The sequence below is a fragment of the Tsukamurella paurometabola DSM 20162 genome, assembly GCF_000092225.1.
In the GTDB taxonomy this organism is placed as follows: domain Bacteria; phylum Actinomycetota; class Actinomycetes; order Mycobacteriales; family Mycobacteriaceae; genus Tsukamurella; species Tsukamurella paurometabola.
The window spans coordinates 1,075,153-1,097,297 of the sequence record NC_014158.1; the positions used below are offsets into that span (position 1 = coordinate 1,075,153).

Annotated in this window: 25 protein-coding genes; 15 read left to right on the forward strand and 10 right to left on the reverse strand. The window is 69.5% G+C overall.

Going from position 1 to position 22,145, the window contains the following annotated elements; all coding sequences use genetic code 11:
- Window positions 1-15: 15 nt before the first annotated feature.
- The 3 genes from TPAU_RS05235 to TPAU_RS05245 are packed head-to-tail and all read left to right on the forward strand — an operon-like array spanning window position 16 to window position 2,414.
- Window positions 16-1,230: a 5-(carboxyamino)imidazole ribonucleotide synthase gene (locus tag TPAU_RS05235; protein WP_049825778.1), complete on the forward strand. Its 1,215-nt coding sequence runs from the start codon at window positions 16-18 to the stop codon at window positions 1,228-1,230.
- On the forward strand, window positions 1,223-1,735 hold the full coding sequence (gene purE, locus TPAU_RS05240; protein WP_013125721.1) for a 5-(carboxyamino)imidazole ribonucleotide mutase: 513 nt from the start codon (window positions 1,223-1,225) through the stop codon (window positions 1,733-1,735). The genes TPAU_RS05235 and purE overlap by 8 nt, the downstream gene beginning before the upstream one ends.
- A gap of 22 nt (window positions 1,736-1,757) precedes the next feature.
- On the forward strand, window positions 1,758-2,414 hold the full coding sequence (locus tag TPAU_RS05245; protein WP_013125722.1) for a dihydrofolate reductase family protein: 657 nt from the start codon (window positions 1,758-1,760) through the stop codon (window positions 2,412-2,414).
- Between the two features lie 38 nt (window positions 2,415-2,452).
- Here the strand turns inward: TPAU_RS05245 and TPAU_RS23410 are convergent, their stop codons facing one another.
- The 3 genes from TPAU_RS23410 to TPAU_RS05260 all read right to left on the reverse strand — a co-directional run bounded on the left by TPAU_RS23410 (window position 2,453) and on the right by TPAU_RS05260 (window position 5,294).
- Window positions 2,453-3,154, reverse strand: coding sequence for an HNH endonuclease signature motif containing protein (locus TPAU_RS23410; RefSeq protein ID WP_049825779.1), 702 nt, complete (start codon window positions 3,152-3,154; stop codon window positions 2,453-2,455).
- On the reverse strand, window positions 3,151-4,047 hold the full coding sequence (locus tag TPAU_RS23415) for a DUF222 domain-containing protein (RefSeq protein WP_049825780.1): 897 nt from the start codon (window positions 4,045-4,047) through the stop codon (window positions 3,151-3,153). Before TPAU_RS23415 ends, TPAU_RS23410 begins: the two co-directional genes overlap by 4 nt.
- 338 nt (window positions 4,048-4,385) lie before the next feature.
- Window positions 4,386-5,294 carry an MBL fold metallo-hydrolase gene (locus TPAU_RS05260; protein WP_041944738.1) on the reverse strand — a complete coding sequence of 303 codons (909 nt, stop codon included), beginning with the start codon at window positions 5,292-5,294 and terminating at the stop codon, window positions 4,386-4,388.
- Between the two features lie 307 nt (window positions 5,295-5,601).
- Here TPAU_RS05260 and TPAU_RS05265 point away from each other — a divergent pair, with 307 nt between their 5' ends.
- Complete coding sequence (locus tag TPAU_RS05265; RefSeq protein WP_013125724.1) at window positions 5,602-5,979, forward strand: helix-turn-helix domain-containing protein; 378 nt, start codon at window positions 5,602-5,604, stop codon at window positions 5,977-5,979.
- A gap of 19 nt (window positions 5,980-5,998) precedes the next feature.
- On the opposite strand, the gene TPAU_RS05270 is transcribed toward TPAU_RS05265, so the two are convergent.
- Genes TPAU_RS05270 through TPAU_RS05280 form a run of 3 tightly spaced genes read right to left on the reverse strand, consistent with a single transcriptional unit; the run spans window position 5,999 to window position 8,160 of the window.
- Complete coding sequence (locus TPAU_RS05270; RefSeq protein WP_013125725.1) at window positions 5,999-6,598, reverse strand: phosphatase PAP2 family protein; 600 nt, start codon at window positions 6,596-6,598, stop codon at window positions 5,999-6,001.
- On the reverse strand, window positions 6,595-7,641 hold the full coding sequence (locus tag TPAU_RS05275) for a hypothetical protein (RefSeq protein ID WP_013125726.1): 1,047 nt from the start codon (window positions 7,639-7,641) through the stop codon (window positions 6,595-6,597). Before TPAU_RS05275 ends, TPAU_RS05270 begins: the two co-directional genes overlap by 4 nt.
- A gap of 3 nt (window positions 7,642-7,644) precedes the next feature.
- Window positions 7,645-8,160, reverse strand: a complete 516-nt coding sequence (locus TPAU_RS05280) for a hypothetical protein (protein WP_013125727.1) — start codon at window positions 8,158-8,160, stop codon at window positions 7,645-7,647.
- A gap of 242 nt (window positions 8,161-8,402) precedes the next feature.
- On the opposite strand from TPAU_RS05280, the gene TPAU_RS05285 reads away from it, so the two are divergent.
- Entirely contained in the window at window positions 8,403-9,563 is a 1,161-nt protein-coding gene (locus TPAU_RS05285) for an acyl-CoA dehydrogenase (RefSeq protein WP_013125728.1), read from the forward strand.
- Window positions 9,564-9,633: 70 nt separating this feature from the next.
- Entirely contained in the window at window positions 9,634-10,233 is a 600-nt protein-coding gene (locus TPAU_RS22845; RefSeq protein WP_013125729.1) for an AMIN-like domain-containing (lipo)protein, read from the forward strand.
- A gap of 7 nt (window positions 10,234-10,240) precedes the next feature.
- Here TPAU_RS22845 and TPAU_RS05300 read toward each other — a convergent pair whose 3' ends face one another.
- Complete coding sequence (locus TPAU_RS05300) at window positions 10,241-10,942, reverse strand: TIGR03089 family protein (protein WP_245537847.1); 702 nt, start codon at window positions 10,940-10,942, stop codon at window positions 10,241-10,243.
- Complete coding sequence (locus TPAU_RS05305) at window positions 10,930-12,633, reverse strand: LCP family protein (protein WP_013125731.1); 1,704 nt, start codon at window positions 12,631-12,633, stop codon at window positions 10,930-10,932. Before TPAU_RS05305 ends, TPAU_RS05300 begins: the two co-directional genes overlap by 13 nt.
- 143 nt (window positions 12,634-12,776) lie before the next feature.
- Here TPAU_RS05305 and rfbD point away from each other — a divergent pair, with 143 nt between their 5' ends.
- From rfbD to TPAU_RS05325, 4 genes are read left to right on the forward strand one after another with little or no spacing between them, the layout of a single operon-like run.
- On the forward strand, window positions 12,777-13,742 hold the full coding sequence (gene rfbD, locus TPAU_RS05310; RefSeq protein ID WP_013125732.1) for a dTDP-4-dehydrorhamnose reductase: 966 nt from the start codon (window positions 12,777-12,779) through the stop codon (window positions 13,740-13,742).
- A gap of 4 nt (window positions 13,743-13,746) precedes the next feature.
- Window positions 13,747-14,664 carry a glycosyltransferase family 2 protein gene (locus TPAU_RS05315; RefSeq protein WP_013125733.1) on the forward strand — a complete coding sequence of 306 codons (918 nt, stop codon included), beginning with the start codon at window positions 13,747-13,749 and terminating at the stop codon, window positions 14,662-14,664.
- Entirely contained in the window at window positions 14,661-15,752 is a 1,092-nt protein-coding gene (manB, locus tag TPAU_RS05320; protein WP_013125734.1) for a mannose-1-phosphate guanylyltransferase, read from the forward strand. The genes TPAU_RS05315 and manB overlap by 4 nt, the downstream gene beginning before the upstream one ends.
- Window positions 15,745-16,521 (forward strand): SGNH/GDSL hydrolase family protein, encoded by a 777-nt coding sequence (locus TPAU_RS05325; RefSeq protein WP_013125735.1) that lies wholly within the window; start codon window positions 15,745-15,747, stop codon window positions 16,519-16,521. The genes manB and TPAU_RS05325 overlap by 8 nt, the downstream gene beginning before the upstream one ends.
- Here the strand turns inward: TPAU_RS05325 and TPAU_RS05330 are convergent, their stop codons facing one another.
- The gene (locus tag TPAU_RS05330; RefSeq protein ID WP_013125736.1) at window positions 16,522-17,184 is read right to left on the reverse strand and encodes an O-methyltransferase; all 663 of its coding nucleotides are present in this window, start codon (window positions 17,182-17,184) and stop codon (window positions 16,522-16,524) included. It abuts the gene before it with no gap.
- Between the two features lie 301 nt (window positions 17,185-17,485).
- On the opposite strand from TPAU_RS05330, the gene sigE reads away from it, so the two are divergent.
- The 5 genes from sigE (at window position 17,486) to TPAU_RS23090 (ending at window position 21,672) form a co-directional block, all read left to right on the forward strand.
- Window positions 17,486-18,079, forward strand: coding sequence for an RNA polymerase sigma factor SigE (gene sigE / locus TPAU_RS05335; RefSeq protein WP_049825938.1), 594 nt, complete (start codon window positions 17,486-17,488; stop codon window positions 18,077-18,079).
- Between the two features lie 119 nt (window positions 18,080-18,198).
- Window positions 18,199-18,588: a hypothetical protein gene (locus tag TPAU_RS05340; protein ID WP_013125738.1), complete on the forward strand. Its 390-nt coding sequence runs from the start codon at window positions 18,199-18,201 to the stop codon at window positions 18,586-18,588.
- A gap of 116 nt (window positions 18,589-18,704) precedes the next feature.
- The gene (locus TPAU_RS05345) at window positions 18,705-20,099 is read left to right on the forward strand and encodes a S1C family serine protease (RefSeq protein WP_049825782.1); all 1,395 of its coding nucleotides are present in this window, start codon (window positions 18,705-18,707) and stop codon (window positions 20,097-20,099) included.
- A 25-nt stretch (window positions 20,100-20,124) separates the two neighbouring features.
- A complete protein-coding gene (tatB, locus tag TPAU_RS05350; protein WP_013125740.1) occupies window positions 20,125-20,604 on the forward strand; it encodes a Sec-independent protein translocase protein TatB in 480 nt (159 codons plus the stop codon).
- Between the two features lie 153 nt (window positions 20,605-20,757).
- Window positions 20,758-21,672 carry a hypothetical protein gene (locus TPAU_RS23090; protein WP_013125741.1) on the forward strand — a complete coding sequence of 305 codons (915 nt, stop codon included), beginning with the start codon at window positions 20,758-20,760 and terminating at the stop codon, window positions 21,670-21,672.
- Window positions 21,673-21,769: 97 nt separating this feature from the next.
- On the opposite strand, the gene TPAU_RS05360 is transcribed toward TPAU_RS23090, so the two are convergent.
- Window positions 21,770-22,141 carry a GNAT family N-acetyltransferase gene (locus TPAU_RS05360; RefSeq protein WP_049825939.1) on the reverse strand — a complete coding sequence of 124 codons (372 nt, stop codon included), beginning with the start codon at window positions 22,139-22,141 and terminating at the stop codon, window positions 21,770-21,772.
- Between the last annotated feature and the right edge of the window lie 4 nt (window positions 22,142-22,145).

The following is a 22,145-nucleotide window of genomic DNA, read 5'->3' on the forward strand; positions in this document are numbered from 1 at the left end:
TGCGATTATGGACCCATGACAGGTGTGCGGAGGCCCGTGGTCGCGATGGTGGGCGGCGGACAGCTCGCGCGGATGACGCATCAGGCGGCGGTCGCGCTGGGGCAGAGCCTGCGGGTTCTCGCGGCCTCGCCCGACGAGCCGGCACCGCAGGTCGCGCCCGATGTGGTGCTGGGCGATCACGACGAGATCGACGATCTGCGCCGCGTGGCCACCGGAGCGCACGTGCTCACCTTCGACCATGAGGGTGTGCCCACGGAGCACCTGTTGGCCCTGCAAGCCGAGGGTGTCACCGTGAACCCGCCGCCGCAGGCGCTGCTGTACGCGCAGGACAAGCTGGCCATGCGGCGGCGCCTGGCCGAGTTGGGTGCGCCGGTGCCCGGGTATGCGGAGATAGAGTCGGTCGACGATGTGCGGGCGTTCTGGGAGCGGTACCCCGGTGCGGTGGTGCTCAAGGCCGTGCGCGGCGGGTACGACGGGCGCGGGGTGTGGCTGCCGGACTCGCTTGATGAGGCCCTTTCCGTGGCCGCTGCGCAGTTGGAGGCCGGGGTCTCGCTGCTGGCGGAACAGCGGGTGGAGTTGGCGCGGGAGCTGTCGGCGATGGTCGCCCGCTCCCCGTTCGGGCAGGGTGCCGCGTGGCCCGTGGTGGAGACGGTGCAGCGCAATGGGCAGTGCGCGGTGGTGCTGGCGCCCGCGCCGGGGCTGTCGGACGACGAGGCGGCGTTCGCCGAATCGCTGGCGCTGCGGCTGGCGAACGAGCTGGGTGTGGTGGGTGTGATGGCGGTGGAGCTGTTCCAGACCCCGTCGGGCGAGATGCTGGTGAACGAGCTGGCGATGCGCCCGCACAACTCCGGGCACTGGTCGATGAACGGCTGCGTCACCAGCCAGTTCGAGCAGCATCTGCGGGCCGTGCTCGACTACCCGCTGGGCGACACCGCCGCGACCGCGCCGCTGACGGTAATGGCGAATGTGCTGGGGGCCCCGGTGAATCCGGAGATGAGTGTGGACGAGCGGCTGCACCATCTCATGGCGCGGATGCCCGAGGCGCACGTGCACATGTACGGCAAGGAGTTCCGGCCCGACCGCAAGGTGGGGCACATCAATATCGTCGGGGCTCTCGACGGTGACCGGGACGATCCCGCCTACGTGGCGGAGCTGCGGGAGCGAGCGGAACGCGCGGCGCACTGGATGGCGACCGCGGAGTGGACCGATGGATGGAGTGTGCATGGCTGAGACTGCTGGTCCGCGTGTGGGGCTGATCATGGGCAGTGATTCCGACTGGCCCGTGATGGAGGCCGCTGCCGAGGCGCTCGCCGAATTCGGCGTGCGATTCGAGGTGGGGGTGGTCTCGGCGCATCGGACGCCGCAGCGGATGCTCGATTACGCCTCGGCTGCTGCGGGGCGGGGGATCGAGGTGATCATCGCCGGTGCCGGCGGTGCCGCGCACCTGCCCGGCATGGTCGCCTCCGCGACCCCGCTGCCCGTGATCGGCGTGCCCGTGCCGCTGAAGCACCTGGACGGGATGGATTCGCTGCTGTCGATCGTCCAGATGCCCGCCGGGATTCCGGTGGCGACGGTGTCCGTCGGCGGCGCCCGCAACGCCGGCCTCCTGGCCGTGCGCATCCTGGGATCGGCCGACCCCTCCCTGCGGCAGCGGATGGTCGCGTTCCAGGACGGCCTGGAGAAGATGGTGCTCGCCAAGGATGAGGCGCTGCGCAAGAAACTCCTCGAAGGCTGACCTGTCTCGCTAGCCTGAGCGCGTGAGCGGACAGGCGCGGGTACACAACTTCTCGATCTCTCTCGATGGCTTCGGCGCGGGCGAGGGGCAGAGTATGGAGACGCCGTTCGGGCACGCCGACGGCGCGCTCATGCAGTGGTTCTTCGGCACCCGTAGGGGCGCCGCGATCCACGGCCTCGAGCCCGCAGCACTCGGTGTGGACGATGCCTTCGCCTCCGCATGGGGTGATGGGATCGGCGCCGAGATCATGGGCCGCAACAAGTTCGGCCCGCAGCGCGGTCCGTGGGAGGACGAGTCGTGGCGCGGCTGGTGGGGCGAGGAGACGCCCTTCAAGACCCCCGTCTTCGTACTCACGCACCACCCGCGGCCGTCCATCGAGATGGGCGATGGCACCGTCTTCCATTTCATCGACGCCTCACCTGCCGAGGCGCTGGCCCAGGCCCGCGAGGCCGCCGACGGGCTGGACGTGCGGATCGGCGGGGGAGTGGCGACGGTGCGCCAGTTCCTCGCCGCCGACCTCATCGACCACATGCACCTGGTGGAGGTGCCCATCGTGCTCGGCCGTGGCGAGCGGCTGTGGGACGGCCTCGAAGGGGTGCAGGAACGGTTCATCATCGAATCGGTGGTGAGCCCGCAGAGCGGTGTGGTGCACCGCAGCTTCAGCCGCCTACCGCGCTAAGCGGAACGATCGCCCTCCGAGTCGCCGCCGTCCGACAGTCAGGCGGCGTCGGGTAGTGCATCCGGCGGCGCCCCGCGCCAGGTGTTGTCGGTGTCGTGTTCGTGCAGGAGTGTTTCGAGTAGGGGTGGGCCGTGGGGGCTGTCGAGGAGGGCGTCGATGTCGGTGTAGGTGGTGCCGATGCGGTCCTCGTACTGTTCCCGCAGGTCCTGCGTGCGCCATTGTCGGCGGAGTTGTTCGCGGGTGCGGTGCCAGCGTTCGAGGGCTTGGTAATACAGCTCGGCAGTGTGGTGGTTGTGGTTGACCTTGTGGGGGCCGGCGGTGGTGTTGCGGCGCCACCCGATCCGCCCGGCGTACTCACCGGCGGGCACGACGATGGTCTCCATCCCGGACGGTGCGGGCGAGACTTTGCTGTGGTGGGCATCGCAGGCGAGGGTGAGGCCGGTGACGTCGGTGCGGCCGCCGTTCTGCCATTCGGTGACGTGATGCACCTGCGTCCGCGTCGCCGGCGCGTCACAGCCCGGTGCGGAGCAGCCCTTTTCGCTGCCGTAGAGCGCGATCCGCTGATCCGCGGTGGCGAGACGCTTCTCCCGCCCGAGGAACAGGGGGCGTTGGTGCAGGTCCAGGAGGAGGAAGTATTTCGGGTTCGTCCCGGCCATGCGGATGGCGTCTGTGACCGACAGTCGTCCGCCGGTGGCGGTGGTCGCGATCCCGACCTCGGATTCGAGCTGATCGATCCTCATGGTGTGATCGGAACGCACGGCAGTCCGCGATGCTGACCGAATTCGCCGGACGAGACCGCGACTCGCAGGGCGTGCGTCAACGCGTCGTGTTGGCGTTGGGCGAGGCTGCGGTGATCCCGCTGCGCCGCCTCCGAGAGTTCCTCGGCGGTGGCGCCCTCCGCGGGGCTGTCGGGGTCGTCCGGGTTGTGCACCCCGGGGCGGGCGTATTTCGCGAACACCGCTTCCATCAGTGCCCGGCATTCGGCGGAGAGGGTGCCGCCGAAGTCGGAGACCAGATTCTTATCCTGACAGCCGATCTCCAACCCCCGGGCGCGGCGGGCCTTCTCCGGGTTCGGTTCCGCACCGTCGGGGTCGAGCAGCTCGATCGCTCGGCGGCCGACTTTGCCTACTTCTTCGGGGGTGACTTCCCGGGCGGCGGTCACCAGGATGTCTTCCAGAACGTCGGGCTTGTCCACACTGGGTGGGCAGGTGCGGAACACCTGCTCGATCGTCAGGGCGTGCCGTTCACTGATCGCCCCCTGCCGCTGCGCCGCCAACGTCAACGCGAACCGCGGCTGCGCAACACCACAGGGCAGGTGCTCGATCGCCCGGCCCCGCGCACCGGCAACCCGGTCGCGGGCTTCGGCGCCGGCGAGCCGTAACCGATCCACCAACATTTCCTTGAGGCCGGTGTAGCCGAGGCTGCCGGGCAGGCCCTGCTCGTGTGCGACCTGCACCAGCGCGTGCTGCGCCACCGGCACCTTCCGCACCGCAACTTCCAGCCGCGACAACGAGTCCAACACCTCCGGTGCGGACAGCAGCACCGGATCCGCGGAGGCCAGGATTTCAGTGGCGTGTTCGAAGGCGGCGAGCGCATCCAAATACTGCGCTGACGTGCACACCGTCTCGGTCATCGCCGCCTCCCTCCTGCTTCCTATTCTACTCGGAAGTTTCGAGACTGCAACACAATTCGAACACTATTTCTACGGTAGCAATGGGGCGATTGAGGCTCGCGGGGCTGCGGTGGCCGACCGAACATCGGGGAGGAAATGGTGCGATCGCCGGCGTCGCCGCGGCGGCTCTGTTCGACAAGTGTGGGTCGGCCTCGCTCGCCAGCGGGACTTCGGTCATGAGCGGTTGCGGGCCGACACCGAACGTCCTGACCCCGAAGAGGTTTCCAGCACCGTGGTGACCGGGGGCCGCCTGTCCTCGATGGTCACCCGGAAGGGATCGCTCGCACCGTCGACCAGACTCAGGCGGGCGCCGCGGTGACCGCGGGCCGCCCGTCCTGGAATGCCACCCGGAAGGGTGCGTGCTCGGTGAAATGTGCTGGCAGCAGAAGGAGATCGTCGGCGGCGCACCGTTGCAACAACGACTCTCGGGTGGCGCGGGCCTGCTCCGGATCGGCGTCGCCGCCCTGCACGAGCTCCGGATGAAGCAACTGGATCGGGTGGTGGATCGCGTCACCGGCGATGATCGCTCCGCCCTCGGGCGTGAGGATCTCGACCGCGAGGTGACCTGCGGTGTGGCCGGGTGTCGCCCGCACCACCACTTCGGTGCCGTCATGCGCCGCGATCGCCTCGCCGTCGGCGACGGTGCGCCACCGCCCCTCTCGGAGCACGGGTTCCACGCTATCGGCATAGGTGCGTGCGAGATCGGCGAGAACGCCGTCGAGTTCGCCGCTCGCGGCGAGCTCCGTCAACCCGTCCAGGTCCGATGCCGCGAACAGGTAGGCGGCGTTGGGGAACGTGGGTACCCAGGTGTCGCCCCGAAGTCGGGTGTTCCAGCCGCAGTGATCGGGATGCAGATGTGTGCTGACCACGACATCCACGTCGTCGGGCGTCACGCCGGTGGCGGCGAGCCGCGCCAGGAAGTCGGTGTGGAACATGTGGTGCGGCAGCAGGTTCGGCCGCTCCTTGTCGTTTCCATTGCCGGTATCCACCACGATCACGGTCTCGCCCAGGCGGATCACGTAGGTGTGGATCGCCAGCAGCAGATCGCCGTTGTCCGGGTCGATGTATCCGTCGCCCAACACAGCGCGCGCCTGTGCCGCCAGGCCATCGGGAATCGCCGGAAACAGGCCGGCGGGCGCGAACGCCCATCGATCCAGCTCCGTCACCTGATCCACCCGCGCAGCGCCGATCGTCGTCGAGAACGTCATGACTGCATTGTCGAGCAGGCGGCGGATCGGCGCAGTGCAGTCGGCCGATGAACCGCTCACCCCATTCCGGTGAGCGGGTCACCGTCGCGCCTGCGGGCCGATCGAAGCCCCGTCAGTCGTGCCGGCGGGCGTCCCCCGTGTGGGCCCGTCGGTGCCGCGGGCGGGAACTCCGCCCATCCAGCACGCTACAGCAAGTTGCCACCGGTATCCACACTGGTCTGAACGCTGCTTGCATCCTGCAAACAGTGAGTGGACTCGGTAGACTCGCTACGCGCATCGGCTGAGAAACCACGAGGGGAGGGATGGCGTGAGTCAGGCATCGCCGTCGAGGCCGCTCTCGGAGCGGCTGCGATTCCTCTTCGACTACGTCTATCCGCGCGGCCGGGAGCCATTCACGCCCACCGAGGCGGTGGACGCGATCCGGCGCGCCGGCGGGTCCATGACCACGGGTCATCTGAGCCAATTGATGTCGGGCAAGCGCGCGAATCCCGGTCTCGGTGTGCTCCTGGAACTCGCCGGTTTCTTCCACGTGCCGCTCGACTACTTCGCGGACGACGAACTGAGCGAACAGATCCGGTCCGACATCATCGCCGGTGCCGCGGTCCGCGATTCGGGGAACCGGGGCGTCGCGGCCCGCCGCTACGACCCGTACCGCCGCTACGCCGAATGGACCGCCGGCTCGTAAAGATCTGCAGCCAGGGGCATCACAGGATCGGCAGCGCCGCCGCGGCCGAGACCACGCCGCACACGAACCCCACCAGCACCTGCATCGGCGTGTGCGCCTTCAGTGTCACCCGCGACCAGCCGACAAGCGCCACCCACACGAGAAGCAGTAGCCACAGCCACGAGTGACCGGCCAGCGCCAAGAACACGACGATGCTCGTGGCCACCGCCACGTGCAAGCTGACCTTCCACTTCAGCGCCGCGGTGATCACCCCGGTCACCACCAGCGTGACCACCCCGACCACGGTGAAAGCGATCACCACCGCGGGCGCCCCGGCCGCGATCTCCACGACCACACCGATCACCTGAATCGCCAGGATCAGCAACAGGATCAGCGGCCGCTGCGAGCGATCCGAGACGTGATGATCGCCCCCGCCACGCACCTTCATCGCCCCGAAGATCAGCGCCATCGGCGCGATCGCCGTGAGCAGCGCCAGCACCACGCCCCACGCCACCGACCCGGCCAGTACGCCGACGGCGATGCTGCCCAGGATGTTCGACACCCACGGTGCGCCGACCTCGGTGATCACCTTCGCGACCCGCGTCGACGAGTCCTCCTGCGCGACCGTGCCGTCCGTCACTTCGTCCTCCACTCATCGGCGATGCTCTGCACCCAGTCCAGCGCGTCTGTTCCCTCCGGCGCCGCGAGGGCATCGATCGACATCGCCTCGGACCCCAGAGTCACCAGCCATGTGGCCACCTCGTCCGGGGTCCGGCGCGCACCGGCGGCGTCGATGCTCCGGGAGCGGCCCTCCATGTACAGCGCGTCGAGCACCTCGACCGATCGGTCCTCGGCCCGCTCGATCCGCGTCGCGCGCGACCAGGACTCCCGTTTCACGCCCGGCCACAGCGTGACCAGATAGTCGTGCAGACCGGTGATCCGGCGCAGCCCGCGGGTGGCGCGGATCCAGTCGTACACCGTGGAATAGATGACGCCGCTGAGCAACCCGAGTGCTCCCGTGTACGCCAGGATCGGGGTGATGTCGAAGACGATCTGAGCGTCGCCGTGGACGTACGGCGCCGCTAATGCGTAGGTTCCGCGGATCGCCGCGTACACGGTGCTCACGGCCGCACCGATGCAGATGAGGATCACGCCGTAATCCCGCGGCGAGCGCACCATCTTCAGCAGCGGCACGAACACCAGGAAGATCGCGAACGCCGCTATCAGCGGGTAGATTTCGGACACCACGTAGGAGAGGCCGTATCCGCCGCCTTGTCGCACCGCGACCCGCTCGAGATCGGCATCGTCCATCACCGGCAGGCGCGGCCTCGCCGAGAAGAACAGGGCCGCCGCGGCGAGAAAACCGGTGGTCGCCAACCCGACGTGGATCGCGATCCACCGCCGCGCCTGCCCGACGAACGCCGGAATCGCCGCCGAGGCGACGATCGCGGCGCCCATCGCGGCGGCGGCGTCGGAAGCGAACTTCATCGGTACCGTGCCGTTGCCGATCACACCGTGCAGTGCCGATTCGACCGCAGCGATGTTGAGCGTGACGTGAGCGGCGAAGCCCCAGTAGAGAATCGCCTGGCCGAGCACCACCGGTGAGTAGCGCCCCGTCGACAGGCGCCAGAACCGCTGCGCCCCTACCGCCCACAGCACGGCGGCGAACACCATCGAGAACATGACCTACCTCAGGAAATCGCTGAGCAGGATGGCGGATCGCGGATCGGCGACGCGCTGCGTCTGCCGCACCCTGCTCAGCAGCCGCCGGGCGAACATCTCCGCGGCCGCCTCCTCGGCGACCGCGCCCTGGTCCGACTCCCGACACAGCATGAACTCCACGACCTCGGCCGAGGGGCGGCCGGGCCCGAGCAACTCGGTGAGCTCGGTGCCACCGCGATGGCCGAGCAGCACGTGGCCCAGCTCGTGCGCGATGGTGTGTCCCTGCGAGGGCAGGCCGGACGGCACCATGATCACATCGTCGCCGGCCTTGGCGAGCCACCAGCCGAACACTCCGGCGGGCAGGTCATCGTCGAACTCGATCGACAGCGGGCGCCCCCGCATTCGCGCGGCGGCCGCCACCAGCCCGGTCAGGGTGCGCGCCTCCTCCGCGCTGCTCACCGCGAGCAGCCCGTTGAGGGCGGCATCGACGTCCTTCGGTGAGCATCCCGGTGCCCCGCGCCGACCTCGGCCTCTCGCCATTCCCAGCCCTTCCCTCACCTGTCAGGTAGCGATCGTAGCTAACGAATGCGGACATCGCGTCCTCGTCAACGCGACGAATCGGGCATCGGCGCCGACGTTGTTCCCGGGAACAACCGACCGCGCGTTGTTCCCGGGAACAACCGATGGGGCCGCATCTAGTTACGGGCGACTAACTGACCCTGGTATCGGCCCGGATAGACTCATCTGCGGAAACGACCCGTACTTGCTGATGGAGGCCGTCAATGGCAGGCAATCCCGACTTCGATCTGTTCCAGCTCCCCGAAGAGCACGAGGAGCTGCGCACGGCGATCCGGGCGCTGGCGGAGCGCGATATCGCACCGCACGCCAAGGACGTCGATGAGAAGGAGCGGTTCCCGCAGGAGGCCCTCGACGCCCTGGTCGCCAGCGGCTTCAACGCCATCCATGTGCCCGAGGAGTACGGCGGTCAGGGTGCGGACTCCGTCGCCACCTGCATTGTGATCGAGGAGGTGGCCCGCGTCTGCGGCAGCTCCTCGCTGATCCCCGCCGTCAACAAGCTCGGCACCATGGGCCTGATCCTCAACGGCTCCGAGGAGCTCAAGCAGCACGTGCTCCCGTCGCTCGCCAGCGGCGAGGCCATGGCCTCCTACGCCCTCTCCGAGCGCGAGGCCGGCTCCGACGCCGCTTCGATGCGCACCCGCGCCCGCAAGGACGGCGACGACTGGGTGCTTAACGGCTCCAAGTGCTGGATCACCAACGGCGGCAAGTCCACCTGGTACACCGTCATGGCCGTCACCGACCCCGAGAAGGGCGCCAACGGCATCAGCTCGTTCATCGTGCACAAGGACGACCCCGGCTTCTCCGTCACCGGGTACGAGCACAAGCTCGGCATCAAGGGCAGCCCCACCGCCGAACTGGCCTTCGAGGAGTGCCGCATCCCCGCGATGCGCATGATCGGCGAGGAGGGCACCGGCTTCAAGACCGCGCTGCAGACCCTCGACCACACCCGCCCGACCATCGGCGCGCAGGCTGTCGGCATCGCGCAGGGGGCCCTCGACGTAGCGATCGACTACATCAAGGAGCGCAAGCAGTTCGGCACGTCGATCTCCGACTTCCAGGGCATCCAGTTCATGGTGGCCGATATGGCGATGCGCCTCGAGGCCGCCCGCCTCATGGTGTACACCGCCGCAGCCCGCGCCGAGCGCGGCGAGAAGAACCTCGGCTTCATCAGCTCCGCGTCGAAGTGCTTCGCCTCCGATGTCGCGATGGACGTCACCACCGACGCCGTCCAGTTGCTCGGCGGCGCCGGCTACACCCGCGACTTCCCGGTCGAGCGAATGATGCGCGACGCCAAGATCACTCAGATCTACGAGGGCACCAACCAGGTGCAGCGCGTCGTGATGAGCCGCCAGTTGCTGCGCTGATCGGCACCGAGTCGACCAAGATTCGATAACGATTCGCCCCCGTCGTCCGGATCGGGCCTAGCCTGAACGGATGACGGGGGCGAATTCGTACTTCAGGACCATGACCGCGACGGCGACAGTGCTCGTCCTCGCCGCCTCCCTCAGCGCGTGCTTCGACAGCAAGCCGGTCACCGCCCCGTCGGGCGTGAAATCACCGCCCACCTCCACCGTCACCGTCACGGCCGCGCCGTCCGGTGCCACCACGACCACCGCACCCAGCGCGGCGACGACGACCGGATCGTCGGGCACCATGCTCGCCGACCTGCGGCTGGGCCGGCGCGACGACGGTGACCGGCTCGTCCTCCAGTTCACCGGCGCCGCACCGCCCTACCGGATCAGTCGCACCGCCGGACCCGTGGCCGACTGCGGCTCGGGCAACCCCGCTACCGGGCCGGGCGAATTCCTGGTGCTCACCGCGGAACCGGTCGCGATGATGGACGACGAGGGCCGGCCCGCCTACACGGGACCCGCCACCGTTGCCGGACCGGGCGGCGCCATCAGCCGCGCCGTGATCACCTGCCGGTTCGAGGCTCAGCTCCAGGTGGCCGTGCAGCTCACCGGGAACAACCAGCGCTACACCGATTCCACGCTCACCGGTCCGGGCCGGATCGTGGTGGACGTCAAGAACTAGGCGATACTCACGCGACCCGTGCGGTCGCCTTCTCCACGGAGAACTTCTCCATCAGCGTGTCCGGGTTCGGATTCGACACATGGATCACCGACGCGGGCGCCGCGAACGGGGCCAGCAGGCCGGCGTACACATCGTCGACGGTGCGCCACTGTCGGGTCGAGAGTACCCGGTCGCCCTTGGCGTACCCGGCCGAGGCCGCGAGCGCCGTGGAGCGGGCGAGCACGATCTCCACCGGATCGCCGTCGAATGCTGTTCCCGCGGAACCGGGTGTGAACGCATCACCGTGCCCGCGCACCTCGGTGGTGTAGTCGTCGATCCCGGGCGGCAGATCGGGCACCGGCTGACCGAAGGCGTCCAGTCCCACCGCGAGGATCTCGTCACCGTCGGCGCTACCGAGCGCATCCGGTGCGGCGAAGGTGACCCGGCCCGATTCGGAGAACCGCACCTCGCACCCGGCCCACCACGCGCCGAACAGGATTCCCGCCGTCTGCCAGTGCGCCGGCAGCAGCACGCCCACGGTATCGCCCGGCCCCACGCCGTACTGATCCCGAAGCAGGTTGCCGCACTTGGCCGCCCAATTGCCCAGTGTGATGGCCGAGAGACCCATCCGGGCACCCGTGGCATCGTCGTACCAGGTGAACCGCGGGGTCGACGGGTCGGCCTCCACGATCGGCACCAGCAGCTGATCGGTCACGGTCAGTCCACGCACGGCACGCCCCCGTCCTGAGATGCGGTGTAACCCGGGCGGTTCAGCAGTGAGCTCACGCGCGCGGCCTCGCTCGGATCCATCGCCTCGGTCATCCCCGGCGGGATCGACGTGGTGGTGCTCGCCGCGGTGCCCTCGGTATCACTCGACGATCCCGGCCCCTTGTAGCCGTCCTTGAGCAGCACCTTCACCCGGCCCTGCTGCACCGACGAACTGGCGATCACGGGCAGGCCGCCGAGCAGCGCCGCCACCGCCTTCGCCGGCTGATCGTTCGCCGACGAGGCCAGCACCGCGCTCTTGCCGCTGGCCGACGACTCGGAGTTCGACGCATTGCCCGTGGTGCCCTGCTGGAACTTCTCGCCGGTGAGGAACGAGGAGACGCTGCTCGCCAGGCCCGGCGTGGAGCCGCCGTTCACCACGTCGACGGTGGTGGCCGCACGGTTCACCGAGGGCACGGCGGGCGCGCTGCTGGTGGTGGGCTTCGCGGAGGTGGCACCGGGCTTATCGCCGAGCAGCGAGCGGACGTAGGCCTGCACCTGCTTCGGATCGACCACCACCACGGACTGCTGCCCGTCATCGCTCCAGCCGTCATCGCGGACCACGGGCACCGTCGCGAACTTCACGCTGCCGGCCGAGAGGTTCGCGAGTTCTTTGGCGAAGTTCATCACGTCCCAGTTCGCGTCCAGCGTCACCGAGGTGGTGACCGCGTTCTGCAACTGGTTCACCTTGCTCGGATTGGTCAGCGTTCCGGCGGAGAGGATCTTGTTCGCCAGCGAGGCCATGAACACCTGCTGGCGGGTGATGCGATCCAGGTCGCCCCGCGGCAGGCCGTGCCGCTGCCGCACGAAGCTGAGCGCCTGCGGGCCCTTGAGCGTCTGCCTGCCGGCGCGGAACCGGGCGCCCGAGTAGGAGTCGTTCACCGGACGCTTGAGGCACACCTCCACGCCGCCCACGGCGTCGGTGAGGCGGGAGAAGCCGACCAGGCCGATCTCCGCGTAGTTGTCGACCGAGACACCGGTGAGGTTGGCGACGGTCTCGCGCAGCGCCTTGCGGCCCTCTTCGTTGCCGGCCTGAATCGCGTCCTTCTCGGACTTGCCCTCCGTCAGCAGTTTGTCGCGGGTCACGTTCGCGGCACCCGCGAAGGCCGAGTTGATCTTGCCCTTGCCCTGATCGGGAATCGCCACGTAGGCGTCACGGGGGATCGAGATCGCGGTCGCCGACTTCCCGTTGTTCGGAATGCGGATCAAGATGATCGTGTCGGTGTTGAGGGTGCCGTCGTCGACACCGGCGTTCAGCCGCGCCAATTCCTTCTCGGTGAGCGGATTGCCCTTGGCATCGGTCCGCGAATCCGTGCCCACCAACAGGATGTCGGTGGCGCCGTCGGGCTGCGAGTCGAGGCCGCCGGTGCGGGCGATATCGCCGCCCAGTTGGTAGAACTGCGTCCACGCGACGCCCGTGGCGATGAGCACGACGGCGGCCAGCAGGACGATCGCGGTCTTGCCGGTCCGATGGATCCGGGCGCGAGCGGCATCGGACAGATCCGCCGCGCCGGGTACGCGGCGGGAGCCGGAAGCGCCGGTGGTGCCGTTCGCATCGGCACCCTCGTTCTCCGCGCGCACGCTGCGCCTGCGCCGAGGCGGCTTATCGCCGCCGCGGGAATGCCGCGCTCCGCGGGGACCAGGGCTGTCGCTCACCAACTCTCCTTCGTGCACACGTCGGTCGAGACTGCAGTATCGCAGGGCTCAGCCCGCGAGTCAGTATCGCAAGGTCCGCTGCGCGAACCAGTATCGCCAGGTCCGCTGCGCGAACCGTGGGTCACATTCCCATAACGGTACCGATGCTCCCTGGGAACACCGCCGCAGCACGCCGTCGCGTAGCCTTTTGCGACGTGAACATCGTGATCACCGGCGCCGCCGGTCAGCTCGGATCCGCCCTGGTCGCGGCCGCCGCCGACCGCGGCCTGGCGGTACGCGGCCTCACCCGCGCCGATCTCGACGTGACCTCGTCACAGGCGGTCGCCGCGCTCGACCTGGACGTCGACACGCTGCTCATCAACTGCGTCGCGCACACCGCCGTCGACGCCGCCGAGTCCGAACCCGACGCCGCCGCCCTGCTCAATGAGCGCGTCCCGGGCCGGCTCGCCCGGCGATGCGCACAGACCGGCGCCCGGCTCGTCCACATCTCCACCGACTACGTCTTCGGGCCCGCTCCCACGCCCGCGCATCCCTGGGAGCCCGGCGACCCGACCGGTCCCGCGAGCGTCTACGGCCGGACCAAGCTCGACGGTGAGCGCGCCGCCCGCGCCGCCGACCCGCGCACCGTCGTGGTGCGCACGGCCTGGGTGTACACCGGACGCACCGCCGGCCCGGACGGGCACACGGCGTGGGCCCCCGACTTCGTCGGCACGATGGGCCGCCTCGCCGACCAGGGTGCCGATCCGGCGGTGGTCGCCGACCAGACCGGCTCACCCACCTACGCCCCCGACCTCGCCGCCGGGCTCCTCGACCTGGCGGACCTGTTCAGTGCCGAGCCCGGCCGCCCCGGCACCGTCCTGCACGCCGCCGGCGGCGGCACGGCCACCTGGTTCGACGTGGCCCGCGGCGTCTTCGCCCGCACCGGTGCCGACCCCGAGCGGGTCACACCGTGCACCACGGCCGACTTCCCCCGCCCCGCGCCCCGCCCCGCCTATTCCGTGCTCTCGCCCGTCGCCTGGGCCGCCGCGGGCCTGACGCCCCTGCCCGACTGGCGCGACGCGCTGGACCGGGCGCTCGGAACGGCAGTACCCGACGACCCGGTAGCCTGACCGCGTGCCCGGTACCGACAACCCGACCCTCGCGCGCGCGATCACCCTCGCCGTGGTCACCGTCACCTACTCTCCGGGCGAGCACCTCGAGCACTTCCTGAGCAGCATCGACGGTGCGTTCTCCGGCCCGACGCCGCAGGTGGTGATGGCCGACAACGGCTCGATCGACGGTTCCGTCGAGGCCGCCGCCGAGAACCACCCCGAGGCCGAGCTGCTGCGCACCGGCGCCAACCTCGGCTACGGCGGCGCCATCAATTACGCCGTCACTCGGCTGGACCAGAACCCCGATTTCCTGCTCATCAGCAACCCCGATGTGGTCTTCGGCCCCGGCTCCATCGACGAACTCGTGGCCGCCGCGCACCGGCACCCCGACGCCGGCGCGCTCGGCCCGCTCATCCACGATCCCGACGGCACCGTGTACCCGTCGGCGCGCAGCGTCCCGAACCTGGTGTCCGGCATCGGGCACGCGCTGCTCGGCACCGTGTGGAAGTCGAACCCGTGGACCCGCGCCTACCAGCAGGCCCAGGCCGAGGTCATCGAACGCGAGGCGGGCTGGCTCTCGGGCTCCTGCCTACTGGTGCGGCCGGCCGCCTTCGAATCGATCGGCGGCTTCGACGACCGCTACTTCATGTACATGGAGGACGTCGACTTCGGCGACCGGCTCGCGCGCGCGGGTTGGCGCAACGTCTACGTCCCGTCGGCGGAGATCGTGCACGCCAAGGGGCACGCGGCGGGCAAAGTGCCCGAGCTGATGCTCCCGGCGCACCACGAATCCGCCTACCGGTTCTTCGCCGACCGGCACCCCGGTCGGGCAGCCGCGCCCCTGCGCGCGGCGATGAAGGTGGGGCTCGCTGCGCGCTCGAAGATCAGCGTGCTCGCGGCCGTATCTGCGCGTCGCGCAACCGAGAAGGGGAGTAGATGAGCGAACCGGTGCAGGACCTCAGCGACGTCGAGGCCGTGATCCTGGTCGGCGGCAAGGGAACCCGGCTGCGTCCGTTGACCCTGTCGGCGCCCAAGCCGATGTTGCCCACCGCGGGCAAACCCTTCCTCACCCACCTGCTCTCCCGGATCCGCGACGCCGGAATCCGGCGCGTGGTGCTCGGCACCTCGTTCAAGGCCGAGGTCTTCGAGGAGTACTTCGGCGACGGTTCCGAACTGGGGCTGGAGCTTTCGTACGTGGTGGAGACCGAGCCGCTGGGTACCGGCGGCGGCATCCGCAACGTGCTTCCCGCGCTGCGTGCCGACGACGTGCTCGTCTTCAACGGCGACGTCCTGGGCGGCAGCGATATCCGCGCCGTCGTCCAGACCCACCGGGAAAAGAACGCCGACGTCACCATGCACCTGGTGCGCGTCCCCGACCCCCGCGCCTTCGGCTGCGTGCCCACCGACGCCGATGGCCGCGTCACCGCCTTCCTGGAGAAGACCCAGGATCCGCCGACCGATCAGATCAACGCCGGCTGCTACGTCTTCAAGCGCTCGGTGATCGAGGAGATCCCCTCCGGCCGACCGGTGTCCGTAGAACGCGAGGTGTTCCCCGCGCTGCTCAACGACGGCCGCAAGCTGTACGGCCACGTGGACTACGGCTACTGGCGCGATATGGGCACCCCGGAGGACTTCGTGGCCGGCAGCTCCGATCTGGTGCGCGGGATCGCGCCCTCGGCCGCCCTCGACGGTGCCCGCGGTGAATGCCTGATCCACCCCGGCGCCTCCGTCGCGCCCGGTGCGCTCGTGATCGGCGGCACCGTGGTCGGCCGCGGCGCCGAGATCGGCGCCGGGGCCCGGCTCGACGGTGCCGTGGTCTTCGACGGTGTCCGGGTGGAGGCCGGCGCCATCGTCGAGCGCTCGATCATCGGCTTCGGCGCCCACATCGGGCCGCGGGCCCGCGTCCGCGACGCCGTGATCGGCGACGGTGCGTCCATCGGGGCGCGCTGCGAACTGCTCGACGGGGTGCGGATCTGGCCCGGGGTCGAGCTCCCCGACGGTGGAGTGCGATTCTCCACCGATGTCTGAGTACCAGCGGTACGTCGCGATCGGCGACTCCTTCACCGAGGGGGTCGGTGACCCCGATCCGACGGGCACCCACGAGTACCGCGGCTGGTCGGACCGTGTGGCCGAGGTGATGGCCGCGCGTGACCCGGAGTTCGGCTACGCCAACCTGGCGATCCGCGGCAAGAAGATGGGCCAGATCGTCGACGAGCAGCTCGAACCCGCGCTCGCTCTGCGGCCCGATCTGGTGACCGTGTACGCCGGTGCCAACGATCTGATCCGCCCGCAGGTCGACATCGACGAGGTGATCGCGACCTACGACGAGCTCATCGGCACGCTGATCGACGCGGGCTCCACGGTGCTGATGTGGACCGCCGCCGATAGCCACGGCAGCGGCATCTTCGGCGCGCTCCGCGGCCGGTTCGCCATCTACAACGAGCTGGTGCGCGAGATCGCCGAGCGGCGCGGCGCCCTGCTGCTCGACTACTGGCGCATGACGGAGTACCGCGACCTACGGATGTGGGAGTTCGATCGCATCCACATGTCCGAGCCCGGCCACCTGCGGATGGCCATCGAGGTGCTCGACGTGCTCGGCGTGCCGCATGCGCTGGAGAAGCCGGACCTCGGCCCCGCGCCCGAGATCAGCGCCGCCGAGGACCGCGAGATCAAACGCAAATGGCGCCGCGACTTCGCCTACCCGTGGGTGGTGCGCCGGGTCCGCGGCATCTCCACCGGCGACGGCCTGCCGCCGAAGTACCCCACGCTGATGCGCCCCGTCGGCGTGGACGCCTGATCAGCCCTCGTCGACGAAAGCCTTCGCGGCGGCCACCAGGCCGCCGGCCAGGGGGAGTACCACCGGAAGCAGAGACTCGTCCGCCGCGATGAGCTGCGTCGCCTCGCGCGCGGCGATCGCCTCGTCGTCGACCGCCTCCGGATCGGGCACCCGGTAGCCCGCATCGCCGAGGTTGACCACCAGCACACCGCCGGGGCGGAGCAGGCGCACCGCGTCGGCCACGTACCGGGGATGGTCGACGGGCTCACCGTCGATGAAGATCAGGTCGTAGGCCTCGTCGGCGAGCCGGGGCAGCACGTCGAGGGCGTGCCCGTTGATCAGCCGGGTGCGGTTGGCCGCCACCCCGGCCTGCTGGAAACCGATCTTCGCCGCGGCCTGGAACTCCTGCTCGGTCTCGATCGTGGTGAGCACCGAATCGGGGCGCATGCCCGAGAGCAGCCACAGCCCGCTGATCCCCGCGCCGGTACCCACCTCCACCACCGACTTCGCACCGCCCGCCGCGGCCAGCACCGACAGCAGCGCGCCCACCGACGGGGCGACCGCGTCGACGCCCAGGTCGGCGGCTCGCTCCCGGGCCGATGCCATCGCCTCGTCCTCGACGATGGCGTTCTCGGCATAGGTCACCAGGGCGGATGTGGCGGCGGCGTTCGAGTCGTTGGACACGGGAAAAGCCTAACCGGTCGCCTGCCCGTCACCGGACCGTGACGCGTTCGTGAGCAACAGCGAAGGATGCACAGGCAACACTCAGGGAGGAATCAGCACCACCACAACCCGCCACGGAAAGGTATCGGTCAGCGAGGAGCACCCGCCGCCCGATGTCCGGCCTGAACAAGACCGGAACAAAACGGGCGGTTCGGGAGTTCTTGCAAGAGGAGCCCCGCCGCCCGGCGCGGGCACGAGGAGGAGAGCAATGGCCCTGGCCCGAAAGGCCGGACCCCAGCACGAGCAGACGGCCCAGTACGCGATGTTCGACGATGAGCGCGCGACCGAGACCGCGGGCACCGCCGCATTCGATGCGACGGGTGACCGCTCGGATATGCCGTCATGGGATGAGCTGGTCCGGGAGCACGCCGATCGCGTGTACCGGCTTGCCTACCGCCTCTCCGGCAACGCGCAGGACGCCGAAGACCTCACGCAGGACACCTTCATCCGCGTCTTCCGCAGCCTGCAGAGCTACGAGCCCGGCACCTTCGAGGGCTGGCTGCACCGCATCACCACCAACCTGTTCCTGGACATGGTCCGACGCCGCAACCGCATCCGCATGGAGGCGCTGCCCGAGGACTACGAGCGGGTTCCCTCCGGTGATCCGGACCCGGGGCAGATCTACGCCGACGCCAACCTCAATCCGCAGCTGCAGGTGGCGCTCGACGCGCTCTCGCCCGAGTTCCGTGCCGCCGTGGTGCTCGCCGACATCGAAGGCCTTTCCTACGAAGAGGTCGCTGCCACGCTGGGCGTCAAGCTCGGCACCGTGCGCTCGCGCATCCACCGCGGCCGCAAGTCGATCCGCGAGGCGCTCGAGAATCAGGGCCTGACCAGCAGCGCATCGCTGGCCTACTGAGCCCGGCCGAGCTCGTCACACTCGGGAACCGAAGCCTCGGTCCCTTCGTTGTCCGTACAGTGGCAGGTAGTGTGAAGACACGGTCACATCCACCGAGTACGGACGAGAGGGGAGGGGCGATGGAGCACCTCAGCGGCAGCTTCAAGCGGGCCTTCGCCCGCCGCCCCGGCGAGTTCTCATCGACCGAGCACCTGGCCTTCGAGGCCGTGGTCGCCTTCGTCGATGGTGAGCTACGGATGAACGCGCATCTGCGCGCCGGCACCCACATCGCGCAGTGCCCGATGTGCGCGGCCGAGGTGGACGCGCAGCGCCAGGTGCGCAACACGCTCCGCGAGTCGGGCGAGATCAGCGTCCCGAACCGACTGCTCGGCCAGCTCGCGCAGATCCCCACCGAATGCTGCAAGCCCGGTGGCGCGGCGGCCCCGTTCGAGGGGTTCCCCACCTTCACCCCCGAGTCATCGCGACGCGACGAGCGCAACAAGCGCGGTCGGCGGCGGAACGCTCGGTAGATTTCCAGTCGTGACGTCTGACTCGAGCGGCCAGTCTCTTCCCCCCCGGCGATGGGGAGCGCCCGCGGCTCGCACCGCGGCCCACGCACCGCCCGTCGGTCTCCGAGGGCGAGCAGGTGGTCTTCGGCAGGCCCGACGGCGTGGCCGGATCGTTCGAGCCCAAGGGCCGCGCGGTCGACGGTGCGCGGCCGCAGCCCCGCGCCGCCGCACCGGACCCGGTGCTGACCGAGGCCTTCTCCCGCCCGCCCGGCAGCGTCGACACGTTGCAGCGCGATCCCTACGCCGGTTCCCTCGAACCGGAGCCCGAGGAGGAGCCGAAGGATCCGTGGCGCGATACCGACAGCGCCGCCTCGCTCGGTGAGCCGGGCCTCGACGCGCCGCCTCGGCCCGAACCGCAGCCCGATCCCGACAAGCTCGGCGTCAGCGATGTGCTCTTCGGCCGCCGCATCGCCCCCACAGCGCTCATCGTGCTGGGCTCGCTGGCACTGGTGATCGGCCTGGTCGGCGGCCTGCTGGGCGGCGCCATCGGCCGGATCACGGGCACCACCATCGAGAAGCTCACCGACAGCCGGGTTGCGCTGCCGGTCGACGATGCGAAGATCCCCGACCAGGGCCCCTACGCCGAACTCGCCGCCAAGCTGGCCGCCAGCGTGGTCACGCTGGAGATCACCACCAAGACCGACGGCTCGCTCGGGTCGGGGTCGATCATCGACAGCCGCGGCGGCTACATCATCACCAACCACCACGTGGTCGACATGGCGGAGTCGAGCAAGGATTCCAAGATCGAGGTGGTGTTCTCGACCGGTCGCCGCGTGCCGGCCAAACTCGTCGGCTCCGACCCCGGCACCGATATCGCCGTGGTCAAGGTCGACGTCGACGGTCTCCAGCAGATCACCATCGGCGACTCCGATCAGCTCGTTCCCGGACAGGACGTGGTCGCGATCGGCTCGCCCCGCGGACTGCGCCAGACGGTGACCACCGGCGTCGTCTCCGCCGTGCACCGGCCCGTGCTGGAGCCGCCGCAGGGCCCCGGCCCGCTGGTGGTCTTCGACGCCGTGCAGACGGATGCATCGATCAACCCCGGTAACTCCGGCGGCCCGCTCATCGACCTCAAGGGCGGGCAGATCGGGATGAACACCCTCATCCGCACCGAATCGGGTGGCTCGGAGGGCCTCGGCTTCGCGATCTCCTCGAACGTCTTCCAGCCGATCGCGCAGTCGATCATCCGCGGCGAGAAGGTGGTGCACGCCGACCTCGGGCTGAACGGCAAGATGAACTTCAACGACGATGCCAGCGGCCTTCGCGTCGAGAACGTCAAGAAGGGCGGCGCCGCCGAGCGCGCGGGAATCCGCGAGGGCGACGTGATCACCAAGGTCGGCGACAAGGAGGTCGTCGACTACGCGACCCTCGCCGTCGAGATCCGCACCGTGGGGGTGGGCAACGAGACCACACTCACCGTCGCGCGGGACGGCCGACAGGTACCGATCAAGGTGACGCCCGGCCCGGCCTGACGACGAACCCCGCTACCATGGCAGGGTGTTCTCGAATCTCGGTATGGGGGAGATCCTCATGCTGGTCGTGGTGGGCCTGGTGATCCTGGGCCCGGAGCGACTGCCGGGCGCCGTGAATTGGTTCTTCACGGCGCTGCGCCAGGTGCGCGAATACGCCACCGGCGCGACTCAGCAGCTCAAAGACGATATGGGCTCGGATTTCGACTCCATCCGCGAGCCGCTGCAACAGATCCAGAATCTGCGGGGCATGACGCCCACCGCCATCGTCACCAAGCACCTGCTCAACGGTGACGACACCGTGATCCGCCAGATGGGCGACCAGGTGCGCTCGACCGCCGATTCCCTCAACGTGTCGAAGATCATCAACGGCACGGTCTCGTCGCCCGCGCCGGCCGTGGACACCACGCCGCTCGAAGTCCCCGCGGGCCCCATGCCCACGATGCCGCGCATCCACGAACCGCTCACCCCCGGCGAACGCCCGCCCTTCGACCCCGACGCCACCTAGAACCACTCCCGCACCCGGAACACGTCGTCGCCCCACGCGCGCGGGCCGCGAGAGCGCGAATCAGGAGCGGATGGCCTGTGGATATCGCGGATCCTGTGGATGAATCACGCGTGGCGGCAGAAACGGGCAGTGCGGCGGCGTTGACTGTCGCACATGGGGGAGATGGTTCCGCGGGCGCACCTGCTCGCCACCGGATGGTCCAGTGATCGGTTGACCAACGCCGTGCGCAGCGGTGAGCTGTACCGGCCGGCGCCGGGGTGGTACAGCGCAGCGAAGTCCGAAACCGAGTGGGAGCGGTACCGGACCACTGTGATCGCTACGGCGCGGCGGCGAGGCGGAGTCGTCAGCCACGAGAGCGCGGCGGTGTTGCACGGCATCCCGTACTTGCGACCGCGCCGCAATCAGGTACACCTGACGATCGACCGACCGAGCGGCGGCGGTGTTCGGGCGCATGTGTACCTGCATCCCAGGCCGCTCCGTCCGGACGATACGTGCACCGTCGGCGGTGTCGCGGTCACGAGCCGCGCACGCACGGCCATCGATGTGGCGATGACCGGTGATCTTGAGCGGGCGGTGTGCGCGATCGACGCCGTGCGGCTGGTGCCACGCGTGCTCGAGCCCGGGCATCCGAAGCCCACGGCGCTGGAAGAGCTCGCGGAGTGTCTCGAGTTCCTGGGCCGTCGACGGGGAGTCGCGGTGGCGCGGCGTGCCGTTGAGTTATCGGTGACCTGCAGCGAGTCGCCCGGTGAATCGTGGTCTCGGGTGCAGATGCACAGTTGGGGTTTGCCGACGCCGCAGTTGCAGGTCGAGCACCGGATCGATGGTGCGACGTACTTCACCGACTTCGAATGGGGCCGGGTCGCGGGTGAATTCGACGGCCGTGGCAAGTACGGCGTGGATACCCGCCTGCGGGAGCACGCGCTGGAGCGGGAGAAGGAACGGCAGGAGGCCTTCGAAGCTGCCGGGTTCGAGGTGATCCGATGGGGGTGGCGGGTACTGGCCAGGCCCGGCCGTTTGCGGGACTTGCTGCTGCCTGCGTTGAGCCGGCACGGCGTAGTCAGCGCCTAGGTACCCGCACCCGTTTCGCGTTTGCGCACCTCGCGTGAAGGGCGCGGCAGCGCGCAACGGGTGCGGATGGCGCTCCGGCAGCGGGAGGAACGGTGCATCAACCGGGCAGCCACATGCCGAGGCTGCGCGGAGCGGTCTCGACGAAGCCGAGACGGCGGTACAGCGGGCGACCGGGCTCATCGGCCATGAGCGTGATGTAGGGGTCTTCCGGTGCATGCGTACGGATCTCGGCGAGCAACCATTCCAGGATCGCCCGCCCGATACCGCGGCCCTGGAACGCGGGCAGGGTGGCCATATCGGCGATGTGGAAGTACCAGCCACCGTCGCCCAGGATGCGACCCATCGCCACCACCTCGCCGTCGACCATCGCGTGACACCAGCGCCAGCTGTTCGCCAGCGCGCCCTCGGCCTGCGCGGCGGTCCGCGGAGAGAGCCCCGAATCCGCCCGCAGTCGAAGGTAGTCCGCCATCGGC

What these genes read in the sequence shown, in the direction of transcription:
- rfbD (WP_013125732.1), top strand. Translation starts at nt 12,777, where the DNA reads ATGCTCCCTGGGAACACCGCCGCAGCACGCCGTCGCGTAGCCTTTTGC.
- TPAU_RS05285 (WP_013125728.1), top strand. Translation starts at nt 8,403, where the DNA reads ATGGCAGGCAATCCCGACTTCGATCTGTTCCAGCTCCCCGAAGAGCAC.
- TPAU_RS05280 (WP_013125727.1), bottom strand. Translation starts at nt 8,160, where the DNA reads ATGGCGAGAGGCCGAGGTCGGCGCGGGGCACCGGGATGCTCACCGAAG.
- TPAU_RS05235 (WP_049825778.1), top strand. Translation starts at nt 16, where the DNA reads ATGACAGGTGTGCGGAGGCCCGTGGTCGCGATGGTGGGCGGCGGACAG.
- sigE (WP_049825938.1), top strand. Translation starts at nt 17,486, where the DNA reads ATGTTCGACGATGAGCGCGCGACCGAGACCGCGGGCACCGCCGCATTC.
- TPAU_RS23415 (WP_049825780.1), bottom strand. Translation starts at nt 4,047, where the DNA reads ATGACCGAGACGGTGTGCACGTCAGCGCAGTATTTGGATGCGCTCGCC.
- TPAU_RS05260 (WP_041944738.1), bottom strand. Translation starts at nt 5,294, where the DNA reads ATGACGTTCTCGACGACGATCGGCGCTGCGCGGGTGGATCAGGTGACG.
- TPAU_RS05275 (WP_013125726.1), bottom strand. Translation starts at nt 7,641, where the DNA reads ATGTTCTCGATGGTGTTCGCCGCCGTGCTGTGGGCGGTAGGGGCGCAG.
- TPAU_RS05325 (WP_013125735.1), top strand. Translation starts at nt 15,745, where the DNA reads ATGTCTGAGTACCAGCGGTACGTCGCGATCGGCGACTCCTTCACCGAG.
- TPAU_RS05340 (WP_013125738.1), top strand. Translation starts at nt 18,199, where the DNA reads ATGGAGCACCTCAGCGGCAGCTTCAAGCGGGCCTTCGCCCGCCGCCCC.
- TPAU_RS22845 (WP_013125729.1), top strand. Translation starts at nt 9,634, where the DNA reads ATGACGGGGGCGAATTCGTACTTCAGGACCATGACCGCGACGGCGACA.
- TPAU_RS05360 (WP_049825939.1), bottom strand. Translation starts at nt 22,141, where the DNA reads ATGGCGGACTACCTTCGACTGCGGGCGGATTCGGGGCTCTCTCCGCGG.
- manB (WP_013125734.1), top strand. Translation starts at nt 14,661, where the DNA reads ATGAGCGAACCGGTGCAGGACCTCAGCGACGTCGAGGCCGTGATCCTG.
- purE (WP_013125721.1), top strand. Translation starts at nt 1,223, where the DNA reads ATGGCTGAGACTGCTGGTCCGCGTGTGGGGCTGATCATGGGCAGTGAT.
- TPAU_RS23410 (WP_049825779.1), bottom strand. Translation starts at nt 3,154, where the DNA reads ATGAGGATCGATCAGCTCGAATCCGAGGTCGGGATCGCGACCACCGCC.
- TPAU_RS23090 (WP_013125741.1), top strand. Translation starts at nt 20,758, where the DNA reads ATGGGGGAGATGGTTCCGCGGGCGCACCTGCTCGCCACCGGATGGTCC.